We start from the raw sequence: 24,923 nt of genomic DNA on the forward strand, positions 1-24,923 counted from the left end.
GTGCTTACCATCTACAACACCCTGAGCAAGACCAAGGAAGCCTTCAAGCCCCTGGACGGCAACAAAGTGCGCATGTACGTGTGCGGGATGACCGTGTATGACTACTGCCACCTGGGCCACGGCCGCAGCATGGTGGCCTTCGACCTGGTCACCCGCTGGTTGCGCAAGAGCGGCTACGAGCTGACCTACGTGCGCAACATCACCGACATCGACGACAAGATCATCAACCGCGCCAACGAGAACGGCGAGCGCTTCGACGCGCTGACCGCACGCATGATCGATGCCATGCACGAGGACGAGCGCCGGCTGAACATCCTGCCGCCGGACCAGGAGCCGCGTGCCACCGATCATATCGCCGGCATGCACGCGATGATCCAGACCCTGATCGACAAGGGCTATGCCTACGCGCCGGGCAACGGCGACGTGTACTACCGGGTCGGCAAGTTCGTCGGCTACGGCAAGCTGTCGCGGCGCAAGATCGAAGACCTGCGCATCGGTGCGCGGATCGAGGTCGGCGAAGCCAAGCAGGACCCGCTGGACTTCGTCCTGTGGAAGGCCGCCAAACCGGGCGAGCCGAGCTGGGATTCGCCGTGGGGCCCGGGCCGTCCGGGCTGGCACATCGAGTGCTCGGTGATGTCCACCTGCTGCCTGGGCGAGAGCTTCGACATCCACGGCGGTGGCAGCGACCTGGAGTTCCCACACCACGAGAACGAGATCGCCCAGAGCGAGGCGGCCACCGGCAAGCCGTATGCCAATGCCTGGATGCACTGCGGCATGATCCGCATCAATGGCGAGAAGATGTCCAAGTCGTTGAACAACTTCTTCACCATCCGCGACGTGCTCGACAAGTACCACCCGGAGGTGGTGCGCTACCTGCTGGTGGCCAGCCACTACCGCAGCGCCATCAACTACTCCGAGGACAGCCTGCGCGAGGCCAAGGGCGCCCTGGAGCGCTTCTACCATGCGCTGCGCGGCCTGCCGCGTGTCGAGGCCAAGGGGGGCGAGGCGTTCGTCGAGCGCTTCAGCGTAGCGATGAACGACGACTTCGGTACCCCGGAAGCTTGCGCCGTGCTGTTCGACCTGGTGCGTGAGATCAACCGCCTGCGCGACAGCGATCCGCAAGCCGCCGCCGGCCTGGCTGGTCGCCTGCGCGAGCTGGGCGACGTGCTGGGGGTGTTGCAGCTGGATGCCGACGAATTCCTGCGTGCGGGCGCCGAAGGCAAGGTCGATGCCGCGCAAGTTGAGGCACTGATCCAGGCGCGGCTGCAGGCGCGTGCGGACAAGAACTGGGCCGAGTCCGACCGTATCCGCGACCAGCTGACCGCCATGGGCGTGGTGCTGGAAGACGGCAAGGGTGGCACCACCTGGCGCCTGGCTGACTGACCGGGCAAGACCCGTTGGGCCGCTGCGCGCCCCTTTCGCGACACCAGGCCGCTCCACAGGCACAATGCTGAACCTGGAGCGGCCTTGCCGGGGCGCCGGACTGCTCGGAAAGGGGCGTGCAGCGGCCCCAGCCATGCAGAGGTTGCACCGCGAAGCCCCGACTCACCCCACCAGCGGGCAATGCAGGACCAACCTGGCCCCACCCAGCCCACCAGCCCCTACCTCCAGCCTGAACCCGTGCAAGTCGACGATCGCCGCGACGATCGACAACCCGAGCCCGAACCCAGGGTGCCGGTGACCTTCCTCGCTACGGTAGAAGCGCTTCAACACCGCGGCACGCTCCTCTTCGGGAATCCCCGGCCCACTGTCCTCGATGGCGATATGCACACCCGTCTCGTCATGCGTCGCCGTGATGGACACCCGCCCACCCTCGGGCGTGAACTTGATGCCATTGCCCACCAGGTTGGCCAGTGCTTCGAACAGCAGCTCGCGATCGCCGTACAGTGCCGGCAACTGCGCCGGTTGCTCCAGGGACAGATGAATGCGGCCGTCCTCGGCCAGGGGCAGGTAGAAATCGTGCAGTTCCACCAGCAGCTCATGCGGATCGAGCTGGACGAAGCCGGCACGCCGCTGGCGATCCTCCAGCTCGCTGATACGCAGCAACCCGCGAAAGCGCGCCATCAGCGTATCGGTTTCGCCGATGGCCTGGTCCAGTGCCTCGGCCTCGGGCGAGTCGTCACCGCTTTGCTGGCGAATCCGGTAGAGCTGGGCGCGCAGGCGGGTCAGCGGAGTGCGCAGGTCGTGGGCGATGTTGTCGCACACGCCCTTGACCTCGTGCATCAGCCGCTCGATACGGTCGAGCATGGCATTGACGATGGCGGCCAGCATGTCCAACTCGTCACGCCGTGCCGACAGCGGCAGGCGGTGGGTGAGGTCGCCAGCGACGATCAGCTCGGCCTGGGCCTGGATGGCGCGGATACGTTTGAGTGGCCGGCGACGCAGCAGGTACCAGCCGGCGAAACCAGGGATCAGGGTCAGGGAGATGCCCCACAGCAGCGCATGCAGGATGATGCGGGTGACCACGAACAACGAGCCGTTGTCGCGTACCAGTATCAGCCAGCGGCCATCCTGCACTTTGATCGCCACCGCGTCGCAACTGTCGCGTGGCATGTGCGGGTCATCGGCGTCCAGGCAGCGTTTCAGTTCATGGACCTGGCCGTCCAGGCCGAGCTCCGGCGGAATGGCGCGGATCCGCCCGCCGATGGGGTTGAGCTGGGCATCGAACAGGCCGTAGGCGTCGAAGCTGCGCTCCTCGAACGCCTGGCTGGCGATCAGCGCGTCGTCCAGTTGCTTGCCGCTCATGTGGGCGAACAGGTGCTGGCGTTGCAGCATGGAATGGCGGGTCAGTTTGTTCAGGTAGCTGGAGACCTCGAAGTACAGCACCCCCATGAGGATGCAGCTCCAGGCCACGAAGAGGAAGCTGTACAGCGCGAGCAGGCGGCTGGTCGAGGAGCTCCAGCCCTTAGACGGGTTCGGCAATGGCATAGCCGGAGCCCCGCACGGTACGGATGAGCGGTGTTTGGCCGGGCGGGTCGATCTTCTTGCGCAGGCGGCCGATGTGCACGTCGATCAGGTTGGTGCCCGGGTCGAAGTGATAGCCCCAGACCTCTTCGAAGATCATCATCCGGGTGATCACCTGGCCGGCATGGCGCATGAGGTATTCGAGCAGCTTGTACTCGGTGGGCAGCAGGTTGAGGGTCTGCTCGCCGCGGCGTGCTTCATGGCTGATCAGGTCCAGCTCGAGGTCGGCGACCTGCAGGCGGGTCTGGGTCATGGGCACGCTGTTGCGCCGTAGCAGCACCTCGACCCGCGCGGCCATCTCGTCGGAGGCGAACGGCTTGGTCAGGTAGTCGTCGCCACCGGCACGCAGCCCGCGTACCCGCTCGTCGACGTCGGACAGAGCGCTGATCATCAGGATGGGCGTGGCGATCTTCAGGTTGCGCAGGGTGGTGACGATGGTCAGGCCGTCGACCTCTGGGAGCATGCGGTCCAGGGTGATCAGGTCGTAGCCGCCGGCGATGGCCTTGGACAACCCCTCGCGGCCATTGTCGGCCCAGTCCACCTCCAGGCCATGGCTGGACAGTTCGGCGACGATTTCCTGGGCGGTGACGGCGTCGTCTTCGATGGTCAGTACGCGGGGCATGCGGGTTCCTGGGCAGCGAATGGAAACCTGATTGTGCCAAAGAATAGCCAAGTGGGGATTTAAGAAAAATTCATCTGGAAACACGGGGCCGCTTCTGGCAGGCCAGAAAAAACGGGGCATGCCATCGCTGGCATGCCCCGTGGTCAGTGCAAGGCGAGCCGTCAGGCGACCTTGACGATCCAGCCCGCCGGCGCCTCGACGTCACCGCTCTGGATACCGGTCAGCTCGTTGTAGAGCTTCTGGGTGACCGGCCCGACCTTCTCCAGGTCGTGGAACACGTGCAGCTTGCCGTTGTACTCGATACCACCGATCGGCGTGATCACCGCTGCGGTACCGCAGGCGCCGGCCTCGACGAAACGGTCGAGCTTGTCGATCTCCACGTCGCCCTCGATCACCTTCAGGCCCAGGCGCGAGGCCGCCAGCTCCATCAGCGACAGGCGGGTGATGCCCGGCAGCACCGAGGCCGATTTCGGCGTGATGAACTCGTTGTTGGCGGTGATGCCGAAGAAGTTGGCCGAACCGACTTCCTCGATCTTGCTGTGGGTCAGCGGGTCCAGGTAGATGGCGTCGGCGAAGTGGGCCTTCTTGGCCTCGGCGCCTGGCAACAGGCTGGCCGCGTAGTTGCCTCCGACCTTGGCCGCGCCGGTGCCCTGGGGCGCGGCACGGTCGTAGCTGGAGATCACGAAGTTGTGCGGCTTCATGCCGCCCTTGAAGTACGAGCCGACCGGGATGGCGAAGATCGAGAAGATGAATTCGGGAGCGGTGCGCACGCCGATGTTGTCACCCACGCCGATGACGAACGGACGCAGGTACAAGGCACCCTTGCCGTGCGGCGGGACGAAGCGCTCGTTGGCCTTGACCACCTGCTTGCACGCCTCGACGAACACGTCGGTCGGCACCTGCGGCATCAGCAGGCGGGCGCAGCTGCGCTGCATGCGCGCGGCGTTCTGGTCGGGGCGGAACAGGTTGATCGAGCCATCCTTGCAACGGTAGGCCTTCAGGCCCTCGAAGCATTGCTGGCCGTAGTGCAGGGCGGTCGAGCCTTCGCTGATGTGCAGCTGGTTGTCTTCGGTCAGGGTGCCCTTGTCCCATTCGCCGTTGCGCCAGTAGGACAGGTAGCGCTTGTCGGTCTTGATATAGTCGAAGCCCAGCTTGTCCCAGTTAATGCTCTCGTTACTCATGACACCCTCGATTGTCTTGCAGAGGCCTGATCGCTCAGGCTGCTGTTATTTGCGCACCTCGCCACGATAATACATCCGCCGCGGATCGGAAACGTCCAGTCACGAATTGGACCAGGGCAGGTCCCCGATCCTTCGCCCTTGTATGCGGCAGGCACTGGAACAGGGCGCCCGTCTCGCCCCTGCGTTGTGCGCTGGCAAGCCCCTGTGATCGGCGCTGGCGCGCGCCATGGCAAGGACTTCATGAGCCTTCATCTGCGGGCCTGGCCCGTTATCTGCAATATCCAGCCTGAGAATTTTGATCGACTGGTCAGGGCAGGTGCCAATGGGTGCCGTGCAATGCCATGCAGCTGGCCGTCAGGCCAGGGATTTCAGGGGCTCCAGAATGTCGTTGGCGGAACAGATCGAACACCAGGATGACCAGGAGGGCTGGAGTGCCCACCTGCAGTTGCGCTTCGTCCAGCGCGATGGTGTGACCCGTCTTGGTGCGCGCCGACACTTCGGACCTCTTTTGGTGCAGCGGCCGTTCCATCCCGAAGGCGCGCCGTGCCATGTATACATCCTCCACCCCCCGGGCGGCATCGTCGCAGGCGACCGCCTGGACCTGGACATTCACCTGGAAGCGGGCAGCCATGCGCTGCTCACCATGCCCGGCGCCAGCAAGTTCTACCGCAGCATCGGCCCCACCGCCCGGCTAGCGCAGCGCTTTCACCTGGCCGCTGGCAGCACCCTGGAGTGGCTGCCCCAGGACAGCATTTTCTTCGCCGGCGCACGCGCCAGCCTCGACAGCCACTTCACCCTCGAGCCCGGTGCCCGCCTGCTGGCCTGGGAAACCCTGTGCCTGGGACGCCCGGTGATGAACGAGCGTTTCGACCACGGCAGCCTGGACAGCCGGCTGCGTATCGACCTGCCCGACGACCCGGGTCTGCACGAGCGCCTGCGCATCGTCGGCGGGCGCCTGGAGAAGCTCGGCGACCACCCCTTGGTCGCCACGTTCTGCGCGGCGCCCGCCGGCCAGGCTGTGCTCGAACAGGTACGGCTACTGCTCGATGAGCTAAAGATTCCCGCCGGCGCGACCTTGCTCGGGCAACTGTTGGTGATTCGCCTGCTCGACCATGACAACCAACACCTGCAACACACCCTGCAGCGCCTCTGGCACCTGCTGCGCCCGGCCGTCCTCGGCCTGGCGCCGTGCCCGCCGCGTATCTGGGCCACCTGAGAGAAACGCCATGGAGCTGACCCCGAGAGAGAAAGACAAACTGCTGCTGTTCACCGCCGCGCTGCTGGCCGAGCGGCGTCTGGGCCGTGGCCTGAAGCTCAACTACCCGGAGGCGGTGGCGCTGATCAGTGCGGCGGTGCTCGAAGGCGCCCGCGATGGGCGCAGTGTCGCCGAACTGATGAGCCTGGGCCGCGAAGTGCTCAGCCGCGACCAGGTGATGGAGGGCGTCGCCGAGATGCTCCACGACGTCCAGGTCGAGGCGACCTTTCCCGACGGCACCAAGCTGGTGACCGTGCACGACCCCATTGTCTGAGGAGCCCCGCATGATTCCCGGAGAAGTCCAGGTCGCCGCTGGCGACATCGAGCTCAACGCCGGCCGCGCGACCGTCAGCGTCAGCGTCGCCAACCACGGCGACCGGCCGGTGCAGGTCGGCTCGCACTACCATTTCTTCGAGGTCAACGACGCCCTGGTGTTCGACCGCGAGCCGACCCGAGGCTTTCGCCTGGACATCCCGGCCGGTACCGCCGTGCGCTTCGAACCGGGCCAGGCGCGTACCGTGCAGTTGGTGGCCTACGCCGGCAACCGTGAGGTATACGGCTTCCAAGGCAAGGTGATGGGGCCGTTGGAGGGCAGGGCATGAGCCGTATCTCCCGCCAGGCCTATGCCGACATGTTCGGCCCCACCGTCGGCGACCGCGTGCGCCTGGCCGACACCGCGCTGTGGGTGGAGGTGGAGCAGGACTTCACGATCTACGGCGAAGAGGTCAAGTTCGGCGGCGGCAAGGTCATTCGCGATGGCATGGGCCAAGGCCAGATGCTCGCCGCCGAGGCCATGGACCTGGTGTTGACCAACGCCCTGATCATCGACCACTGGGGCATCGTCAAGGCCGACATCGGTGTGCGCCAGGGGCGTATCGCCGCGATCGGCAAGGCCGGCAACCCCGACGTGCAGCCCGGTGTCACCGTGCCGGTCGGGCCGGGCACCGAGGTGATCGCCGCCGAGGGCAAGATCGTCACTGCCGGCGGTATCGACTCGCACATCCATTTCATCTGCCCGCAGCAGGTGGAGGAGGCGCTGACCAGTGGCGTCACCACCTTCATCGGCGGCGGCACCGGGCCGGCGACCGGGACCAACGCCACCACCTGCACCCCAGGCCCCTGGTACCTGGCGCGCATGCTCCAGGCCGCCGACAGCCTGCCGATCAACATCGGCCTGCTGGGCAAGGGCAACGCCTCGCGGCCTGAGGCGCTGCGCGAGCAGATCGCCGCCGGCGCGGTGGGCCTGAAGCTGCACGAGGACTGGGGCTCCACGCCCGCCGCCATCGATTGTTGCCTGGGCGTGGCCGAAGAGATGGACATCCAGGTGGCCATCCACACCGACACCCTCAACGAGTCCGGCTGCATCGAGGACACCCTGGCCGCCATCGGCGATCGCACCATCCACACCTTCCATACCGAAGGCGCCGGCGGCGGCCATGCCCCGGACATCATCCGCGCAGCGGGGCAGGCCAACGTGCTGCCGTCCTCGACCAACCCGACCCTGCCGTACACGGTCAACACGGTCGATGAGCACCTGGACATGCTCATGGTCTGTCACCACCTGGACCCGAGCATCGCCGAGGACGTGGCCTTCGCCGAGTCGCGCATCCGCCGCGAGACCATCGCCGCCGAAGACATCCTCCACGACCTGGGCGCCTTCGCCATGACCTCGTCCGACTCCCAGGCCATGGGCCGGGTCGGCGAGGTGGTGCTACGTACCTGGCAGGTGGCGCACCAGATGAAGCTGCGCCGCGGGCCGCTGGCGCCGGATGGCGCGTACAGCGATAACTTCCGGGTCAAGCGCTACATCGCCAAGTACACCATCAACCCGGCGCTGACCCACGGTATCGCCCACGAGGTGGGCTCGGTGGAAGTCGGCAAGCTGGCCGACCTGGTGCTCTGGTCGCCGGCGTTCTTCGCGGTCAAGCCGGCCCTGGTACTCAAGGGCGGGATGATCGTCACGGCGCCGATGGGCGATATCAACGGCTCGATCCCGACCCCACAACCGGTGCACTACCGGCCGATGTTCGGCGCCCTGGGCGCGGCACGGCATGCCACGCGCATGACCTTCCTGTCCCAGGCCGCCCTGGACCGTGGCCTGCCCGATGCGCTCGGCCTGCACAGCTTGATCGGCGTGGCCCGGGGCTGCCGCCGGGTGCGCAAGGCCGACATGCTGCACAACGGCCTGCAGCCGGTGATCGAAGTCGATGCCCAGACCTACCAGGTGCGCGCCGATGGCGAGCTGCTGGTGTGCGAGCCGGCCCGCGAACTGCCGCTGGCCCAGCGTTATTTCCTGTTCTGAAGGAGCGAACATGATTGTCCTGACCCGCCGGATCGCCGAGGCCGCCACGGTCACCGGCACCGTCACCCTGGATGTGGACAGCCGCATCAAGAGCCGTCTGCGCGTGACCCTCGACGATGGCCGCGAGGCGGGCCTGATGCTCGAGCGCGGTCACCTGCTGCGCGGCGGCGAGCTGCTCGCCGACGCCGACGGCACGCAAGTGGTGCGCGTGCTGGCCGCGCCGGAGGCGGTGTCCACGGTGCGCTGCGCCGACCCGCACCTGCTGGCCCGCGCTGCCTATCACCTGGGCAACCGCCATGTCCCGCTGCAGATCGAACCCGGCCTGTTGCGCTACCAGCACGACCACGTGCTGGACGACATGCTGCGCGGCCTCGGCCTGGCCGTGGAGGCCGAGCAGGCGCCGTTCGAGCCGGAAGCCGGCGCCTACCAGAGCGCCCCGCACAACCATGGCCACGACCACCCCTTCGTGCGTCTGCACGCCCATTCCTGAACTGCCGTTGGAGCCCTCGATGAAAAAGACCCTCGCCCTTGTCCTGCTGCTGGTAGCGGTACCTGCGTTCGCTCACCCGGGCCATGACAGCAACCCGCTGCACGATGGCCTGCTGCATCCGCTGACCGGCCTCGACCACCTGTTGATGCTGCTGGGCACCGGTGTGCTGGCGGCACTGACCCGACGCAACCTGGCACTGCCTCTGGCGACCTTGGGCGCGATGTTCGCCGGTGCCGTATGCGGGCACCTGTTCGGTGACGTGCTGGGCATGGAGACGATGATCATCGGTTCCCTGCTGGTGGCCGCCGCCGCGCTGTTGGTGCCCGACCGACAACTGCTGCTGGCCCTGGCCATGCCGGTGTTCGCCCTGTTCCATGGCTGGGCCCATGGCGTGGAGGCCACGCCGAGCGCGTTCTGGCTGTTCAGCGCAGGTTTCGTCACGGTCAGCGGCCTGCTGTTGCTGGCCGGTTTCGCCGTAGGTTGCCTGCTGCGTCGGCACAGCGGCCTGCAGAAGGCCTTCGGTGGCGGCCTGCTGGCCGGCGCCGCCATGGTACTGGCCGGCTGATGGACAGCGACCTGGCGCTGCTGCGCCTGCTGCAACTGGCGAGCCCGGGCCTGCCGGTGGGTGGCTTCACCTACTCGCAGGGCCTGGAGTGGGCCGTCGAGGTGGGCTGGGTGGGCGACGTCGCGAGTTTCGGCGCGTGGCAGCGCGAGCAGTTGCACGACACCCTGGGCTATCTCGATTGGCCGGTGCTGGCGCGCCTGTACCGCGCCTGCCAGGCCGGCGATGCCGAGGCCTTCGGCCAGTGGAGTCGCTTCCTGCTGGCCAACCGCGAGACCGCCGAGCTGCGCCTGGAGGAGCGCCAGCGCGGCAGCGCCCTGGCGCGCCTGCTGGACGGTTGGCAACTGGCCCAGGCACCGGCCTGGCGGGCTAGCCTCGAACTCAGCCAACTGGGCGGTATGGCCTGGTTGGGTGCACATTGGTCGATCCCGCTACGCCAGTTGGCCCTGGGCCATGGCTATGCCTGGCTGGAAGGCGCGGTGATGGCTGGCGTCAAGCTGGTGCCGTTCGGCCAGCAGGCTGCCCAGACTCTGCTGCGCGACTTGGGCGAGGCGCTGCCGACGGCGCTCGACCAGGCCCTGGCGCTGGAGGACGACCAGCTCGGTGGCGGCCTGCCGCTGCTGGCGATCGCCTCGTCACGTCATGAAACCCAATACACCCGTTTGTTCCGTTCCTGAGGACTGCCTCCATGCAAAGCTACCAGCAACCCCTGCGCGTCGGTGTCGGCGGCCCGGTCGGCTCCGGCAAGACCGCGCTGCTCGAAGCGCTGTGCAAGGCCATGCGCGATCATTACCAGATCGCCGTGGTGACCAACGACATCTATACCAAGGAAGACCAGCGCATCCTCACCGAGGCCGGCGCCCTGGAGCCTGAGCGCATCGTCGGCGTGGAAACCGGCGGCTGCCCGCACACCGCCATCCGCGAGGACGCCTCGATGAACCTGGCCGCGGTGGAAGCGCTGGCGCGCCGCTTCGGCAACCTCGAGGTGATCTTCGTGGAAAGCGGCGGCGACAACCTGAGCGCTACCTTCAGCCCGGAGCTCGCCGACCTGACCCTCTACGTGATCGATGTCGCCGAAGGCGAGAAGATCCCGCGCAAGGGCGGGCCGGGCATCACCAAGTCGGATTTCCTGGTGATCAACAAGACGGACCTGGCGCCGTACGTCGGCGCCTCGCTGGAGGTGATGGCGCGCGACACCCAGCGCATGCGCCCGGAGCGGCCGTGGACCTTCAGCAACCTGAAAAAGGGCGAGGGGCTGCAGGCGGTGATCGACTTCATCGTCGAGCGGGGGATGCTGGGCGTCAGGTGATCGGGCCTGCGCCTAGCGGCTGCCAAAGGCTGGAGCGCGCACCCTTTCCAGATGTATCTCTGCTCGGGTACTGCGTAGCGTTTGCCGGTTGTTGGCATAAGGCCGACTAACGCAAACCGAGGAGCGCTAATCATGAAAGTAACGGTGATGGTTGCCTTGCTGGCGATCGCAGGGCCGGTCCAGGTCGCACAGGCGCAGGAGGCGACGGCAGTGATGCCGAAGACGACCAGCCCCGTCGGCATCGGGCAGAACGTGGCCGAAAACAGTCGGGGGGATGGCGAGGCTGCCAATCCGGAGCAGGTGCCACTGCGCAGAACACCCAGGTCGATCGGGCCGGTGCTACCTATACCCTGCGAGTCGGGCTACAAGCCTATTGGGGATGACTGCGTACTTGCCGACGTTGAGTTTGAATGACGTGAATGGCTGGATACTACCGGGAGAGGTTGCGGTGGTATCCGGCATACGTAGGTAGCGACAGCCCTTTGCGCGCTTCGCTTGGAAAACCCAGCAGCGCACCCTCCGTTTCAACGTCGCACATCATCGGCATCAGGATGTGAGCGCCTCGACCCGGTTCCGCCCATTCTGCTTGGCCTTGTACAACTGTTCGTCGGCCTGCTTGAGTACCGTCTCGGCCAGCAGGGTATCGGGCTGGCGGCAGGCCACGCCGATGGACAGGGTCAGCCGGCCGACGTAGGGCGTCTCGGCCTGCTCGACGGCCTGGCGGATACGTTCGGCGATTTGCCGGGCATCGGCCGGGCCAGTGTCCGGCAGTAGCATGGTGAACTCCTCGCCGCCGACCCGGCAGGCCAGGTCGTGGCTACGCGAGCCATGGCGCAGCAGGTTGGCCAGGTGCTTGAGCACCTCGTCGCCGGCATCGTGGCCGTGGGTGTCGTTGACCCGCTTGAAATGATCGATGTCCAGGGCCAGTACGGCGAAGTCGCGGCCGCTGGCCATGAGCGTGTCTAGGGCGGCCTGCAGTGCCCGGCGGTTGGCCAGCCCGGTCAGGGCGTCGCTCTGGGCTTCCAGGCGCAGGAGGCCGAGCTTGTCCTGCAGCAGCCGCTTGCCGGTGAGCAGGGCGCTGCGGATGGCGGCGGCCTCGGCATACCAGGCATCGATTCGCGGCTGCTCCTCGCCGGCCTCGTTGGCCGTCAGGTGGGTCGCGCGGCGGGCCAACTGGCGCAGTGGCCGGGTCAGCCGGTGGGTCATCCACAGCACCAGCAGCAGGCCGACCACGCTGGCCGGCAGGATATGCAGCAGCATCTTGCGCATCAGTTCGGTGAGCGGGGCGAGGGCACGCGCTTCGGGTTGCTGGGCCACCACGGCCCAATGGGCGGCGGGTACCGGGGCGAAGCCGGCGAGCATGGGGATGCCGATGTAGTTGGGGGCTTGCAGGGTGCCGCTCTCGCCGCGCAGCGCTGCGCTGAGGGTCGGGCTGCCGCTGATCGCTTCGCCGATGCGTTGGTAGTCCGGGTGATAGAGCAGGCGCGCGTTGGCATCGGCGACGAAGGCGTAGGTGCCATCGTGGTGGTAGTGAGCGCCAATCACCGTATGCAGCGCGCTTTCTTTCTTGAGGAACACCGAGCCGCCGACGATGCCGAGGAAGCGGCCATCGTCGGCGAAGATCGGCTCGCAGATGAACACCACCAGGTCGCCGCCCTGGGAGGTGTAGGCCCGGCTGACCAGGGGGCGGCGTTCGCTCACCGCTTGCTGGATCTCGGGCGAGCGGTACGGGAGGCTGGCGATCTGGCGGATGTCCGGGTAGGCCGTGAGCACGTGGCCCTCGGCATTGGCGATGACGATGGAATTGAAGTCCTCGTCCTGGGCCTGCAAGCGCACGGCTTCGGCACGCAGCAGGGCTGGATCGTCGAGACCCGCGGCCAGCAGGCCGGCGCTGTAGCGCAGGTGACTGTGCGCCGAGCGGAGGAATTCGCCGATGCTCGACGCCACTTTGCTGGCGTAGGCCTGGTTGGCCTGCAGGGCGACCTGCACCAGGGCGTCGCGTTGCACCCGGTAGGCCACGTAGAGGCTGTTGCACAAGGTGGCCAGGCAGGCCAGCACTATCATGCCGAGCACGAGGGTACGCAAGTCGAAGAATGGGCGGCGGCTGGGCATGCGGGGCCTTCGGCGCAGGGGCGACGGAGTCCAAGTATGGCCGCTTCGTCAAGAATCGCCGGGCGGCCCGGCCGTTTCGCCGATCGGCGGCGTGTGCCTCACAGGCCCTTGCGGCGGTCGCTCGGGTGGCCTTGCAGCGAACCTAGCAGCTTGAGCGTCGTGCCGTCGGCCAGGGTCAGGACCAAGTCCTCGATGGTGCCGGCCAGGCGATCGGGAAAGATCGGCTGGCCGTCCGGGTCGACATCGTCGTAGTAGAAGCGCGTGCCCTCCAGCCAGCCGAGGGCGGTCTGCAGGTCGGGGCCGAGGTAGTACTTGCCGTCGAGGAAAAAACCGGAGAACTGCCAGGTACGCTCCTCGTTGTCGAGGGTATAGCGTTCGCCAGGTTGCATGCCGGTTGCAGGGTCGAGCATGGGACGGGCCTCCTTCGCTGGGATGCTGGGTAGAAAGCCCAGGGGCCAGGAGGTTCCTTCCACAGGATGGACGTGTATCCGGCCGTGATTGGATGGAATCGTCGCCAGGCTGGGCAGTCCCACCTGTTATGCGGGCGCGTTGCGTGCCTGCCCAGGCGGGTACGACGCCCGACGCATCCAAGCCATGGAGAATCGTCATGAAAACAGTGCTAATGACCGCATTGCTGGCCGCCGCTGGCCTCGCCCAGGCCGCCCAGACCGTGGAGCTGACGCTCGCGGCGCCCGACGGGCCCGGCAAGCCGATCGGTACCGTGAGCATCGAGCAGAGCCAGTACGGCGCCGTGCTCACGCCAGACCTGAAGGACCTGCCACCGGGCGTGCACGGTTTCCACCTGCACCAGCGGCCCTCGTGCGAGCCGGCCGAGGAAAACGGCAAGCCGGTGCCGGCCGGTGCCGCCGGCGGCCACTGGGACCCGGACGCCACCAATGCCCACAAGGGCCCTTACGACGACAGTGGCCATCGTGGCGACCTGCCGGCTTTGTATGTCGCGGCCGATGGCACGGCGACCTACCCGGTGCTGGCACCACGCCTGAAGGCCGGTGACTTCAAGGGGCATGCCTTGATGGTGCACGCCGGTGGTGACAACCACAGCGACCACCCCGAGAAGCTCGGTGGTGGCGGGGATCGGGTGGCCTGCGGGGTGGTGCAGTAGCGCCACCCCTGCGCGGGGCCGGCCTGGATAGCGCAAATATGCCCAGGCCTTAGGCAAATCCTTGCGTCTTTCCTGCGCCCGCCAGGCCGGCGCTGGGGTAAGGTGGCAGGAAAGATCCCCGCGCGCCGCCCTTAGGCGCCAGAGAGGTGCCTGTGGCTTCCTATACCTTGCGACAACTCAAGTACTTCGTCACCACCGTGGAGGCCGGCAGCGTGGCCGAGGCCTCCCGCCAGCTGTACATCGCCCAGCCGTCGATCTCGACGGCGATCAAGAGCCTGGAGGAGAGCTTCGGCGTCCAGCTGTTCATCCGCCACCATGCCCAGGGCGTGTCGCTGACCCCCAGCGGTAAGCGTTTCTACGCCAAGACCAAGGCCCTGCTGCAGATGACCCACGAGTTCGAGCAGAATGCCTTGGCCGACAACGACACGGTGGCCGGACAGATCGACATCGGCTGCTTCGAGACCGTGGCGCCCTTGTACCTGCCCAGGCTGATCGCCGGCTTTCGCGAGCGCTACCCCGGCGTGGACATCCGCCTGCGCGACGGCGAGCAACAGGACCTGATCCAGGGGCTGACCGCCGGTACCTTCGACCTGGCCTTCCTTTACGACCATGACCTGGACGGCACCATCGAGGCCGAACCCCTGATGCCGCCGCAGAAACCTTATGTATTGCTGCCGGAAAAGCACCGCTTCGCCGGACAGGCCCAGGTGTCGCTGCGCGACCTGTGCCCGGAGCCGATGATCCTGCTCGACGTGGCGCCCAGCCGTACCTACTTCGTCAGCCTGTTCAACGAGCTGGGGCTGACGCCGAACATCGTCTTCAGTTCGCCGTCGATCGAGATGGTGCGGGGGATGGTGGGGCAGGGGTTCGGGTTCTCGCTGCTGGTGACCCGGCCGCATTCGGAGTGCACCTATGACGGGCAGCGGTTGGTGACCGTGGACATCGCCGAGCCGGTGGCCCTGTCGGGGCTTGCGGCGGCGCGCTTGAAGCGGGTGCAGTTGACCAAGCCGGCGCAGCTGTTCGTCGAGTTCTGCCGGGAGGAGCTGGCGCGGTTCTGAGCCGTAGTCCTGGGGCTGCTTTGCAGCCCTTTCCGGCCGGGCCGGTCGGAAAGGGGCGCGAAGCGCCCCCAAAATGGGTAAAGGGCCTACACCTGCTCAGGCACCACCGCGATCACATCGATCTCCATCAGCCACTCAGGCTGGGCCAACCCCGCCACCACCAACCCGGTGGAAATCGGGAACACACCCTTGAGCCACTTGCCGACCTCCTGATACACCGGCTCGCGGAAGCGAGGGTCGGTGATGTAGGTGGTGGTCTTGACGATGTGCGACAGGTCCGAGCCGGCCTCCTCGAGCAGTTGCTTGACGTTCTTCATCGCCTGCTCGGCCTGGGCGCGAGGATCGCCCAGGCCCACCAGGCGGCCTTCGAAGTCGGTGCCGACCTGGCCGCGCACATAGATGGTGTTGCCGGCGCGCACGGCCTGGCAGAGGTCGTTGTCCAGCGACTGGTTGGGGTAGGTCGCCTTGGTGTTGAACATGCGGATACGGGTATGGGTAGGCATCAGTGAACTCCGAGGGTGCTGACTTTCTTGATCGGGGAAGGGGTGTGCTCGGCATCCGCCGCGCGCTGCTCGCGGTCGCGGTAGGCCAGGTAGGTGCGCTGGGTGGCGATATGGCCGGCCACGTGCTTGGCGTCGTGCCACACGCCCCAGATGAACGACGAGCCACGGCGCGACAGCCAGGGCAGGCCGAGGAAGTACACGCCAGGCTCCTTGGACACGCCGCGCTGGTGCTGCGGCTTGCCATTGGCGTCGAAGGCATCGACCTGCAGCCAGCTGAAGTCCACGCCATAGCCGGTGGCCCAGATGATCGTGCTGACGCCAGCCTCGGCCAGGTCCAGTTGCAGCAGCGGCTCGCTGATGCACGCAGGGTCCGGCAGACGCTTGCGGGCCTCGGGCTCTTCCGGCAGGTCCAGGCCGTTGCGCTCGACGTAGGCATCGGCGGCATCGAGCAGGGCCAGGTAGTTTTCGTCGCCACGGCGGATGTTGTCGGCCAGGTCGGGCTGGAAGGTGACCACGCCGTCGGCGAAGGCCTTGGTCAGGCCGACCAGGGTCATGCCTTGGTGGGCCAGGGCGCGGAAGTCCACGGTATGGCCGCCACGGGCGCCGCTGACGGCGATGGTCACGTGCTCGCGGCCAGGCTTGGCGATTTCCGCGTCCCATTCGCCGAGCACGCCCAGCCACCAGCAGAAGTCACGGTTACGGTAGCTGCGTGGCGGGCGGTCATGGGCGCCTACCGACAGGTAGACCTTGCGCCCGGCACGCATCAGTTCCTCGGCGATCTGCACGCCCGAGGAGCCGGCACCGACGACCAGCACCGCGCCTTCGGGCAGTTGCTGGGGGTTGTAGTAGGCGGCCGAGTGGATCTGGTGCAGGCGTTCGTCCTTCGGCGCGATGGCCGGGATCACCGGGCGCTGGAACGGGCCGGTGGCGGCCACCACACGGTTGGCGTGGATCATGCCCTCGTTGGTTTCGATGGTGAAGCCCGGGCGGTCGGCGTTGCGCACCACTTTCTTCACCTCGACGCCGGTGCGCACCGGCAGGTTGTACTTGCGCACGTAGGTCTCGAAGTAGTCGGCGACCTGGTCCTTGCCAGCGAAGGCATCGGGGTCGAGGTCGAATTCCAGCCCTGGGAAGCGGTCGTGCCAGACCGGCCCGTTGGCCACCAGGGAATCCCAGCGGCCGGTACGCCAGGCTTCGGCGATGCGCTTGCGCTCCAGCACCAGGTGGGGCACGCCGAGTTTGCTCAGGTGCTCGCTCATGGCCACGCCGGCCTGGCCGGCACCCACCACGAGGGTGTCGATTTCGATTGTGTTCATTGTCATGTCCGATCCCTTCTTGAAAGGCGGTTTTATTCAGGTCGGTTGGGAGACCGTCTTTGCCTGGGGCCAGACTAGGGATGCGCTTTGGATCGCGAAATTATTATTTAGCTAATGCTTGCCCATAAATTGACGAAGGCCTTGTGATACGGGGCTTTGAACCATGCTGGAGGCCATTGGCGCGGGCAATTTCCTGGCCCTTGGCCCGGCTTAGTTTTTTCCTGCCCAAGACCCAGGAAAAAGGTGGTTTCGTGGGCCGGCCGCTTCTGCCCAGAATGCCTTCGATTACGCGAAAGTTCGCTTTTCGCAGTGCATGGGACAGACACGATCAGGAGTCGCAGACATGACCTTTTCCATCATTGGCCGCTGCCAGGAAACCGGCCAGTTGGGCATCGCCATCAGCTCGTCGAGCATCGCCGTGGGCGCCCGCTGCCCCTGGGTACGCGCCGGTGTGGGTGCCGTGGCCACCCAGAACATCACCTTGCCGGCCCTCGGCCCGCAGATCCTCGATGTCCTGGAGCAGGCCCAACTGCCACCTGCCGCCGCCCTGGACCGGGTACTCAGCGCCAACGGCTGGAGCGAGTATCGCCAGGTCACGGTGATCGACAGCCAAGGCCAGGTGGCGCTGTTCACCGGCAAGGAGGCCCTGGGCGTGCACAACGCCGTGGCGGGCGAGCAATGCGCGGCGGCGGGCAACCTGCTGACCTCCACCCAGGTCATCGAAGCCATGGTCGAGGCGTTCGAACAGGCCGACGGGCACCTGGCTGACCGCCTGCTGGCCGCCATGCACGCCGCGATCGCCGCCGGCGGCGAGGCGGGGCCTGTGCATTCGGCGGCGCTGAAGATCGCCGGCGAGCTGACCTGGCCGCTGATCGACCTGCGCGTGGACTGGACGGACGAAGACCCCATCGCGGCCCTCGACCAGCTCTGGCAGGCCTACCGGCCGCAGATGCAGGACTACGTGACCCGCGCCCTGAACCCCACCGCCGCGCCGAGCTACGGGGTGCCTGGCGATGAGTGAGTTCACCAGCCGTGAGCTGCTGGCCAGGCTGGTCGGTTTCGCCACGGTCAGCCGCGACTCCAACCTCGAGTTGATCGCCTTCGTCCGCGACTACCTGGCGGGCCTGGGCGTGCACAGCGAGTTGTTCCACAACGCCGAAGGCACCAAGGCCAACCTGTTCGCCACCATCGGCCCCACGGACCGCGGCGGCGTGGTGTTGTCCGGGCATACCGACGTGGTACCGGTGGATGGCCAGGCCTGGAGTGTCGAGCCGTTTCGCCTGAGCGAACAGGATGGCCGCCTGTACGGGCGCGGCACCGCCGACATGAAAGGCTTCATCGCCTCGGTGCTGGCGGCGGTACCGGCGATGCTCGCCGAACCCTTGAAGGTGCCGGTGCACCTGGCGTTTTCCTATGACGAGGAAGTGGGCTGCCTGGGTGTGCGCTCCATGCTCGCGGCCCTCGAGCAGCGCCCGCACAAGCCGCGCCTGTGCCTGATCGGCGAACCGACCGAACTCAAGCCAGTGCTCGGCCACAAGGGCAAGCTTGCGATGCGTTGCCAGGTGCACGGTGCGGCCTGCCATTCGGCCTACGCGCCCTATGGGGTCAATGCCATCGAATACGCGGCGCGGTTGATCGGCAGGCTCGGTGAGATCGGCGACGGCCTGGCCCGCCCGGAGCAGCACGACACCCGCTTCGACCCGCCGTTCTCCACGGTGCAGACCGGCGTGATCAAAGGGGGCAGGGCGCTGAACATCGTCCCGGCCGAGTGCGAGTTCGACTTCGAGGTACGTGCCTTGCCCGGTTTCGAGGCGCAGGCCGTGGTCGACCAGTTGCAGACCTACGCCGAGGCCGAGCTGCTGCCGCGCATGCGTGCGGTGGATGCCGGCAGCGATATCCGCCTGCAGCCGCTGAGCGCCTACCCGGGGCTGGCCACCCCGGCTGACAGCGAGGCGGCGCAGTGGGTCGCTCTGCTCAGTGGTTCGAGCGAGTTCACCACCGTGGCCTTCGGCACCGAAGGCGGGCTGTTCGACCAGGCGGGCATTCCCACCGTGGTGTGCGGGCCTGGCAGCATGGACCAGGGGCACAAGCCGGATGAGTACCTCAGTGTCGAGCAGTTGCAAGGGTGCGATGCGATGCTTGGGCGGTTGCTGGCGTATCTCAGGGGGCATTGAGTGTGCAGGGGGCTGCGAAGCGGCCCCAAATGGCAACAGAACGTCTTGACTGACCGGCAGTTCAGCCAACCCAGCTCACCTTTTGTCCTGGATCTACTATTTCTTGGGATCGATATGATATGCCGGACCGAAACCGCCCCTTAGAATGGCGTTATCCCGGATGTCGCAAGGCCCGCGTCCATGGTTTCCCAAGAACGAGTAGAACCCCTGCAAGCCCCGCAGATCGCCACATCGGTCAAGCCGGAACTGCGCGTCGGCTTCGTGCTGATGAACCAGTTCACCCTGGTGCCGGTGGCCGGCCTGGTGGACTCGCTGCGCTTTGCCGCCGACAAGTCGTTCCGCAGCCAGCAGGTGTACTGCCAGTGGGACTGGATGACCCTCGACGACCAGCCGATCAGCGCCAGTTGCGGCATGCCCGTCTCGCCGACCAAGCCCTTGAACCTGTGGGCGCAGTACGACTACATCGTCCTCGCCGGCGGCTTGCTGGGCGAGACCCGCAATCCGCCGGCCTGGTTGCTGGAGGCGCTGCGCGACCTGCATGCGGCGAACGTACCGATCATCGCCCTGTGTTCCGGCTCGTTCGTGCTGGGCAAGGCCGGCCTGCTCGATGGCCGGCGCTGCGCGGTGCACTTCACCTTGCGCGATGAGTTCAAGGAGCGCTTTCCCCTGGCCACCATGGTGATCGACAAGAGCTACGTGGACGATCGCGGCATCATCACCTGCCCCGGCGGCACCGCCATCGACCTGGCGGCCAGCCTGATCCGCCGACACTGCGGCGCGGTGCGGGCGCAGAAGGGCCTGGAGTACCTGCTGGTGGACGAGCGGGCGGAGGAGGCGCGGGAGGAAGCGGCCAGCGTCTACCAGAACGATCGTGTCCAGCGCGCCATTGCCTTCATGCGCGCCAACCTGGATGCCTCGATGACCCTCAAGGCCGTGGCCGAGGCGGTCGGCACCCACCCCCGGCAACTGCACCGGGAGTTCGTCGCCAACACTCAGGAGCCGCCTGCCAATTACTGGCGCAAGCTGCGCCTGGACCATGCGCGGCGGCTGCTGGTCAATACCAGCCAGAACATCACCACCATCGCCCTGGCTTGCGGGTTTTCCGATGCTTCGCACTTCATCCTGTGGTTTCGCAAGCAGTATGGCGAGACGCCGTACAGCTTCCGCAAGCGGCGGCATGAGGTGGAACGCTTCGACTGGCATGGGGACAAGGTGGGGCTGGACCCGGAGTTGTAGCAGGAGGATTGTAGGGGCTGCACAGCAGCCCCGGCGTTCTCAACGCTGCCCGAAGGCCTGGATCTCGATCCGGTACTCAGGCGTTGCCAACGCCGCGCCCACGCACGCCCGCACCGGTGGTTGGTCGCCAACCCAAGCGTCGTACACCTCGTTCATCGCCTTGAACTCGCCCATGTCGGCCAGCCAGATCTGCATGCGGGTGAGGTTGCTCTTGGTGGCGCCGACCTGGGCCAGCCAGTCGTCGAGCTGGGCCAGCACGCAGCGGGTCTGCGACGCGATATCCCCAGGCGCCAGGGCCACGATCCCCGACGTCTCGATGCGCCCATCGACGATTACCAATTGGCTGGCGCGCGCTCCGGGGTTGATACGTTCGATCATCCTGGCGCTCCTTCAGAACAGCACATAAGTCTTGCGCAGGGGCTCGCGGATATCCCACACGCCCTCGCAGTTCTCCGGAAACAGCACGGCATCGCCGGCGCGCAGTTCCACCGGTTCGCCACCGTCCGGGGTGAAGGTGCACCAGCCGCTGACGATATGGCTGAACTCACGGTTCTTCAGGTGCCGGCGGAACACGCCCGGGCTGCTTTCCCAGACGCCGATGCTGGCGTTCACCGCCTCATCGGTCTGGTGTTGCCCGGTGGCGGCCTGGGCGATCGGCTCGCCGATCGGCAACTTGGCAGGTGCCAGCTCGCCCAGGGGCGATTCGGCGGCATTGCGCACGACAGTCAGTACTTGGCTCATGAAAACAGGCTCCTTGAGGTGTTGCGAGCAGGGGTGGTCATGCAGGGACTATCGCACCGGGGCGCTGGCCGGCCATATAACGCCTGGGACGAGTCATGGAAGGTGGCCGCCGGCTTATGCAAGTTGTCATGGATGTTCTAGGGGGCAAGGCAGGAGGCTTTCTATCGTGTCGGGACAATCACAAGAAACCGGAGACCCTCGACATGAAAAACACCCAGGCCATCCCAATGGAGCACGCCGCATGACCCGCTCGGCACTGGAGCGCCTCGACGGCGAATGCTTCGACGTGCTGGTCGTCGGCGCTGGCGCGGTAGGTTGCGCCGCCGCCCGGCAACTGGCCGCGCGCAATTTCCGCACCCTGCTGGTGGACCGTGGCGATATCGGCGCCGGCACCTCATCCCGCTCCAGCCGCATGCTGTATTCCGGGTTGGGCTACCTGGCTGCGCGCTACCCCTTGTGGCAGATCCCGCTGCGCCCGCTCGACATGTGGCAGCGCCTGCGCTACACCCGCGAGGTGATGCGCTGTCGTGCCGAGCTGGTCAAGGAAATGCCCGGGCACCTGACCAAGCACCGCTTCCATTATCCGTTCCGCCAGGGCGACCGTTATCCGCCATGGCTGGTGGACATGGGCTTTCGCCTGGTCGAGGCCCTGGGCGGCTGGAAGGTGCCGCTGGCCTACCGGCGCCTGTCGCGGGACAAGGCCGCAGGCGAGAGTGCCATGGCCGCCGACCTGGGCGGGCCATTGCGCGGAGTCGGGGTGTTCGAGGAGTACATGTACGCCTGGCCCGAGCGCATCTGCGTGGACACGGCGCTGGACGCCGAATGGCGTGGCGCCACGCTGCGCACCTACACCCGCGTCAGCCAGCTCGAGCGCGCCGATGGCCACTGGTGGGTCACCCTGGATGAGCAGGCCCCGGAATGCCTGGGTCAGGCCCGGGTCAAGGCCCGGGTGGTGATCAACGCCGCCGGGCCTTGGGTCGACCGGGTACCGGGCGCTGGTGGCGACAGCGATACGCGCGTGCTGGGCATCAAGGGCGTCAACGTCATGGTGCGCCTGCCCGAGTCCTACCGTGGCCAGGGGTTGGAGGCGTTCTCCAGCAAAGGCGAGCCGTTCTATGTCTTCCCCTGGCGCGACTTCCACTTCATCGGCCCCACCGAGTCGACGTTCACCGACAACCCGGACCAGGTGCGTGTGCAGGACAGCGAGATCGACTACATCCTCGGCGAGGCCAACCACCTGTTCCCCGAGCTCGGGCTGACCCGCGCCGACGTGCAGCACTGCTGGTGCGGCGTGCGTCCTACCTCGACCCTCGACGGCCGCACCGCCTACCTGCCGGTGCGCCTCAGCGAAGCGGCGGACAAGCCGGACCTGCTCACCCTGACCGGCTCGACCATCATGCTCCACCGCCACGCGGCGCGGGTAATCGCCCGGGCGGTGGAGCGGCGGCTGGGCAAGCGTGGCGCCGCGCCGAAGGGCATGCTCGAGCGGGAGCGGGTGGCGGCGGACGACATTGCCCGCCTCGTTGCCCGCGAGCATGTGGTACGCCTGGTGGACCTGGTGCGCCGGCGCCTGCCTTGGGGGCTGGACCCGGACCTGGGGCGCCAGCGCGTGGAGCAGCTATCGCAGGGTATGGCGGCGGCGTTGGGCTGGTCCGAGGTGCGGCGGCAGGAAGAGCTGCGGTATTTCGAGGAGGATACGGCGCGGGTGTACCGGCAGTTGTGAGGACCGCAGCGGCTCGCGTGGGCTGCTTTGCAGCCCATGACCGCTGAACCGGCCTCGGGGTGTGCCCGCGAATACCGCTACCGCGACCGTGTCAACAGGCCATCGAGCACCACTTCGCAGGCCGCTCCCCAGCTCGTGCTGGAAGGCTGGTGCATGAGCACCGCCAGGCCGTCGGCAGTGAAGGTGCCCGGCGTGGCGATCGCCTGGCCCAGGGCCTTGAGGGGCTGTTCGGGCTGACGCTGGGCACTGGCCACACAGTCCTGCAGGTTGCCCAGCACCAGGGCCCGCGCCTGCTCCGGCGGCAGGCCCTTGTCGCTCAGCCACTGCTGCAGGTCGTGCAGCAGGAAGTAGAACCAGCCGTTCATGCACGCCGCGACGGTGGCCAGTTCGAACGCCGACTCGTCAGCGACCACCACCAGGTTGCCGAGTGGGCCCAGGCATTGTTCGGTGGGCCCATCCGCCGGGCAGACCACCACGGTGGACTGGTTGTACTGCGCCGCGTACGACAGCATCGCGCGGACGCAACGGGCGCCAGGAAAGGCCGTCGCCAACTGCTCCAGGCTCACCCCGGCCGCCAGCGACACCAGGCGCTGCCCAGGCCGCACCTGCACCTGCGCCGCCAGTTCGCCGAGCGACCCGGGGCGCACGCCGAGCACCAGCAGCTCGGCCTGCTCGACCACCGCCTGGTTGTCGGGCAGCACCTGGCAACCGTATTCCCGGGCCAGGGCCGCGGCCCGCTGGGCATTGCGTGGAGAGAGCAGGATGGCGCCGGTGAAGCCGCTGCGGCGCAGGCCATGTACCACTTTTTCGGTCAGCTCGCCGACCCCTAGGATGCCCAGGCTGTGCATGCCGCCTCCTTCAGCTTTCCAGGCCGGCGCGACGCTGGCCCCAGAACAGGTTCATGTTGACCCCCAGGCTGAGGAACGGCTCTGGTGGGTTGCGGTTCGGCCCAGCGCCGCCGAGCAGGAAATCGATCAGTTCGTCGCGCTCGCCCGCCAGCCAGTCGGCCAGCAGGGTGCCGGTGGCGGTGCCGCGGGTGATGCCCAGGCCATTGCAGCACAGTGCCCCATGGATGTTCGGCGCCAGGCTGCCGAAGAACGACAGGTGGTTGCGCGACAGGCACATGGAACCGCCCCAGGTGTATTCGAACGGCATGCCCGAGAGCATCGGGAAGCGCCGTTCGAACGATTCGCGGTGCTGGCGCCCGGCGCGGTCCAGGTAGCGCTGCTGGGCACGGCCGTCGGCGTTGAAGCTGAAGCTGTTGCGCACCAGCAGGCGCTGGTCGGGGGTGCGGCGCAAGGTGCTGCCGAACGGGTCGGCGGGGATGATGCCCCAGGTCGGCTTGCCGCCCAGGCGCGCCTGTTCCTCCTCGCTCAGTGGGCGGGTCATGCTGGCGTAGGTGAATATCGGCAGCAGGCGCCCGGGCAAGAAGCCGAAGTGGCTGGCGAAGGCATTGTTGGTCAGCAGCAACTGGTCGGCGACGATCTCGCCATCCGGATGCCTGAGGGTGGTGCGCCGGCCTTGCTCGAGGTGGCTGATCGGCGTGTTCTCGTACAGCGTGACATTGCCCGGCAGGCTATCGGCCAGGCCCTTGACCAGGCTCGCCGGTTGCAGCAGCTGGGTGCCGGGGGTGTACAGCGCCTTGCGGTAGAAGGCAGTGCCCAGGTGCGCGGGCAGGTCACGGGCGTCGATCATCTCGTAGGGCTGGCCGAGCTTGTCCAGGCCGCTGCGGTAGGCATCCAGCACCGCCAGGCCCTTGTCCTCCACCGCCGCCTGGTACTTGCCGTCCGGGCGCAGTTGGCAGTCGATGCCATGCTCGGCGATCAGTTGCCTGAGGATCGTTTGGGCGCGCAGGTTGAGCTTGAGGTTCATCCTGGCCGTGGGCAAATCGCCAATGTAGTCGGCAGCGCCAATGTCGTGGGGCAGGTCGATGGCAAAGCCGGAGTTGCGCCCCGAGGCGCCGAAGCCTACCTGCTGCGCCTCGACCAGGATCACTTGGTCGCCGGGGTGACGCAGGGCCAGTTGCCGGGCGGCGGCAAGGCCGGTGAAGCCCGCGCCGAGCACGACCCAGCGCGCTTCGCTCCGCCCCCGGTGAGCGGGACGAGGCTGGCGCCTGGGGCTGAGGTCGAACCAGCCGCAACCGTTGTCGTCCGCGGGGGTAGAGGTGTTTCTGTACATGTTTTTTATCCGTGTTGTTTTCTCCAATATCGCACCGAGGGGGCAGGGGGGATATAACGTGCGGGACGGCTCAT

Annotated in this window: 25 protein-coding genes and 2 pseudogenes; 16 read left to right on the forward strand and 11 right to left on the reverse strand. The window is 67.0% G+C overall.

Annotation, left to right across the window (positions count from 1 at the left end; genetic code table 11):
* Nucleotides 1-1,383 carry a cysteine--tRNA ligase gene (gene cysS, locus NJF35_RS14325; protein WP_225790059.1) on the forward strand — a complete coding sequence of 461 codons (1,383 nt, stop codon included), beginning with the start codon at nucleotides 1-3 and terminating at the stop codon, nucleotides 1,381-1,383.
* Nucleotides 1,384-1,545: 162 nt separating this feature from the next.
* Here the strand turns inward: cysS and NJF35_RS14330 are convergent, their stop codons facing one another.
* The 3 genes from NJF35_RS14330 to NJF35_RS14340 form a co-directional block, all read right to left on the reverse strand.
* A complete protein-coding gene (locus NJF35_RS14330) occupies nucleotides 1,546-2,928 on the reverse strand; it encodes a sensor histidine kinase (RefSeq protein WP_253091196.1) in 1,383 nt (460 codons plus the stop codon).
* Nucleotides 2,906-3,586, reverse strand: a complete 681-nt coding sequence (locus NJF35_RS14335) for a response regulator transcription factor (RefSeq protein WP_253080064.1) — start codon at nucleotides 3,584-3,586, stop codon at nucleotides 2,906-2,908. The genes NJF35_RS14330 and NJF35_RS14335 overlap by 23 nt, the downstream gene beginning before the upstream one ends.
* A gap of 161 nt (nucleotides 3,587-3,747) precedes the next feature.
* Complete coding sequence (locus NJF35_RS14340) at nucleotides 3,748-4,767, reverse strand: branched-chain amino acid aminotransferase (RefSeq protein ID WP_225790062.1); 1,020 nt, start codon at nucleotides 4,765-4,767, stop codon at nucleotides 3,748-3,750.
* A gap of 382 nt (nucleotides 4,768-5,149) precedes the next feature.
* Between NJF35_RS14340 and NJF35_RS14345 the strand changes: the two genes are divergently transcribed.
* From NJF35_RS14345 to NJF35_RS14385, 9 genes are all read left to right on the forward strand, one after another.
* Nucleotides 5,150-5,983 (forward strand): urease accessory protein UreD, encoded by an 834-nt coding sequence (locus NJF35_RS14345; RefSeq protein ID WP_225790063.1) that lies wholly within the window; start codon nucleotides 5,150-5,152, stop codon nucleotides 5,981-5,983.
* Nucleotides 5,984-5,993: 10 nt separating this feature from the next.
* Nucleotides 5,994-6,296, forward strand: coding sequence for an urease subunit gamma (locus NJF35_RS14350; protein WP_225790064.1), 303 nt, complete (start codon nucleotides 5,994-5,996; stop codon nucleotides 6,294-6,296).
* A gap of 10 nt (nucleotides 6,297-6,306) precedes the next feature.
* On the forward strand, nucleotides 6,307-6,624 hold the full coding sequence (locus tag NJF35_RS14355) for an urease subunit beta (RefSeq protein ID WP_225790065.1): 318 nt from the start codon (nucleotides 6,307-6,309) through the stop codon (nucleotides 6,622-6,624).
* Entirely contained in the window at nucleotides 6,621-8,324 is a 1,704-nt protein-coding gene (gene ureC / locus NJF35_RS14360) for an urease subunit alpha (RefSeq protein ID WP_225790066.1), read from the forward strand. The genes NJF35_RS14355 and ureC overlap by 4 nt, the downstream gene beginning before the upstream one ends.
* A gap of 10 nt (nucleotides 8,325-8,334) precedes the next feature.
* Complete coding sequence (gene ureE / locus NJF35_RS14365) at nucleotides 8,335-8,814, forward strand: urease accessory protein UreE (RefSeq protein ID WP_225790067.1); 480 nt, start codon at nucleotides 8,335-8,337, stop codon at nucleotides 8,812-8,814.
* A gap of 19 nt (nucleotides 8,815-8,833) precedes the next feature.
* Nucleotides 8,834-9,379 (forward strand): HupE/UreJ family protein, encoded by a 546-nt coding sequence (locus tag NJF35_RS14370; RefSeq protein WP_225790068.1) that lies wholly within the window; start codon nucleotides 8,834-8,836, stop codon nucleotides 9,377-9,379.
* Nucleotides 9,379-10,053: an urease accessory protein UreF gene (locus NJF35_RS14375; RefSeq protein ID WP_225790069.1), complete on the forward strand. Its 675-nt coding sequence runs from the start codon at nucleotides 9,379-9,381 to the stop codon at nucleotides 10,051-10,053. The genes NJF35_RS14370 and NJF35_RS14375 overlap by 1 nt, the downstream gene beginning before the upstream one ends.
* 11 nt (nucleotides 10,054-10,064) lie before the next feature.
* Nucleotides 10,065-10,685: an urease accessory protein UreG gene (ureG, locus tag NJF35_RS14380; RefSeq protein WP_225790070.1), complete on the forward strand. Its 621-nt coding sequence runs from the start codon at nucleotides 10,065-10,067 to the stop codon at nucleotides 10,683-10,685.
* 132 nt (nucleotides 10,686-10,817) lie between these two features.
* Entirely contained in the window at nucleotides 10,818-11,099 is a 282-nt protein-coding gene (locus NJF35_RS14385) for a hypothetical protein (protein WP_225790071.1), read from the forward strand.
* 132 nt (nucleotides 11,100-11,231) lie between these two features.
* Here the strand turns inward: NJF35_RS14385 and NJF35_RS14390 are convergent, their stop codons facing one another.
* Together NJF35_RS14390 and NJF35_RS14395 are read right to left on the reverse strand one after the other, a co-directional pair.
* Nucleotides 11,232-12,797 carry a sensor domain-containing diguanylate cyclase gene (locus NJF35_RS14390; protein ID WP_253091197.1) on the reverse strand — a complete coding sequence of 522 codons (1,566 nt, stop codon included), beginning with the start codon at nucleotides 12,795-12,797 and terminating at the stop codon, nucleotides 11,232-11,234.
* A 146-nt stretch (nucleotides 12,798-12,943) separates the two neighbouring features.
* A pseudogene (locus NJF35_RS14395) lies at nucleotides 12,944-13,207 on the reverse strand (short chain dehydrogenase); the annotation flags it as partial.
* Between the two features lie 197 nt (nucleotides 13,208-13,404).
* Here NJF35_RS14395 and sodC point away from each other — a divergent pair.
* Nucleotides 13,405-13,920, forward strand: a complete 516-nt coding sequence (sodC, locus tag NJF35_RS14400; RefSeq protein WP_225790074.1) for a superoxide dismutase family protein — start codon at nucleotides 13,405-13,407, stop codon at nucleotides 13,918-13,920.
* A 152-nt stretch (nucleotides 13,921-14,072) separates the two neighbouring features.
* The gene (locus NJF35_RS14405; protein ID WP_225790075.1) at nucleotides 14,073-14,978 is read left to right on the forward strand and encodes a LysR family transcriptional regulator; all 906 of its coding nucleotides are present in this window, start codon (nucleotides 14,073-14,075) and stop codon (nucleotides 14,976-14,978) included.
* A gap of 86 nt (nucleotides 14,979-15,064) precedes the next feature.
* Here NJF35_RS14405 and NJF35_RS14410 read toward each other — a convergent pair whose 3' ends face one another.
* Nucleotides 15,065-15,481 (reverse strand): RidA family protein, encoded by a 417-nt coding sequence (locus tag NJF35_RS14410; RefSeq protein WP_225790076.1) that lies wholly within the window; start codon nucleotides 15,479-15,481, stop codon nucleotides 15,065-15,067.
* Nucleotides 15,481-16,870, reverse strand: a pseudogene (locus NJF35_RS14415) (flavin-containing monooxygenase). Before NJF35_RS14415 ends, NJF35_RS14410 begins: the two are co-directional and overlap by 1 nt.
* A gap of 270 nt (nucleotides 16,871-17,140) precedes the next feature.
* Between NJF35_RS14415 and NJF35_RS14420 the strand changes: the two are divergent.
* The 3 genes from NJF35_RS14420 (at nucleotide 17,141) to NJF35_RS14430 (ending at nucleotide 20,207) form a co-directional block, all read left to right on the forward strand.
* Nucleotides 17,141-17,818 carry a DUF1028 domain-containing protein gene (locus tag NJF35_RS14420; RefSeq protein ID WP_225790078.1) on the forward strand — a complete coding sequence of 226 codons (678 nt, stop codon included), beginning with the start codon at nucleotides 17,141-17,143 and terminating at the stop codon, nucleotides 17,816-17,818.
* Nucleotides 17,811-18,971, forward strand: coding sequence for an acetylornithine deacetylase (argE, locus tag NJF35_RS14425; protein ID WP_225790079.1), 1,161 nt, complete (start codon nucleotides 17,811-17,813; stop codon nucleotides 18,969-18,971). Before NJF35_RS14420 ends, argE begins: the two co-directional genes overlap by 8 nt.
* A gap of 180 nt (nucleotides 18,972-19,151) precedes the next feature.
* Nucleotides 19,152-20,207: a GlxA family transcriptional regulator gene (locus NJF35_RS14430; RefSeq protein WP_225790080.1), complete on the forward strand. Its 1,056-nt coding sequence runs from the start codon at nucleotides 19,152-19,154 to the stop codon at nucleotides 20,205-20,207.
* Nucleotides 20,208-20,246: 39 nt separating this feature from the next.
* Here the strand turns inward: NJF35_RS14430 and NJF35_RS14435 are convergent, their stop codons facing one another.
* Entirely contained in the window at nucleotides 20,247-20,585 is a 339-nt protein-coding gene (locus NJF35_RS14435) for a RidA family protein (protein WP_225790081.1), read from the reverse strand.
* Nucleotides 20,586-20,597: 12 nt separating this feature from the next.
* Nucleotides 20,598-20,948 (reverse strand): cupin domain-containing protein, encoded by a 351-nt coding sequence (locus tag NJF35_RS14440; RefSeq protein ID WP_225790082.1) that lies wholly within the window; start codon nucleotides 20,946-20,948, stop codon nucleotides 20,598-20,600.
* Between the two features lie 241 nt (nucleotides 20,949-21,189).
* Here NJF35_RS14440 and NJF35_RS14445 point away from each other — a divergent pair, with 241 nt between their 5' ends.
* Entirely contained in the window at nucleotides 21,190-22,671 is a 1,482-nt protein-coding gene (locus NJF35_RS14445; protein ID WP_262923650.1) for an FAD-dependent oxidoreductase, read from the forward strand.
* Nucleotides 22,672-22,748: 77 nt separating this feature from the next.
* On the opposite strand, the gene NJF35_RS14450 is transcribed toward NJF35_RS14445, so the two are convergent.
* Both NJF35_RS14450 and NJF35_RS14455 read right to left on the reverse strand, forming a co-directional pair.
* Nucleotides 22,749-23,519, reverse strand: coding sequence for an NAD(P)-binding domain-containing protein (locus NJF35_RS14450; protein WP_225790083.1), 771 nt, complete (start codon nucleotides 23,517-23,519; stop codon nucleotides 22,749-22,751).
* Between the two features lie 10 nt (nucleotides 23,520-23,529).
* Nucleotides 23,530-24,849: an NAD(P)/FAD-dependent oxidoreductase gene (locus NJF35_RS14455; protein ID WP_225790084.1), complete on the reverse strand. Its 1,320-nt coding sequence runs from the start codon at nucleotides 24,847-24,849 to the stop codon at nucleotides 23,530-23,532.
* Between the last annotated feature and the right edge of the window lie 74 nt (nucleotides 24,850-24,923).

This window comes from Pseudomonas guariconensis (assembly GCF_024127895.1).
In the GTDB taxonomy this organism is placed as follows: domain Bacteria; phylum Pseudomonadota; class Gammaproteobacteria; order Pseudomonadales; family Pseudomonadaceae; genus Aquipseudomonas; species Aquipseudomonas guariconensis_B.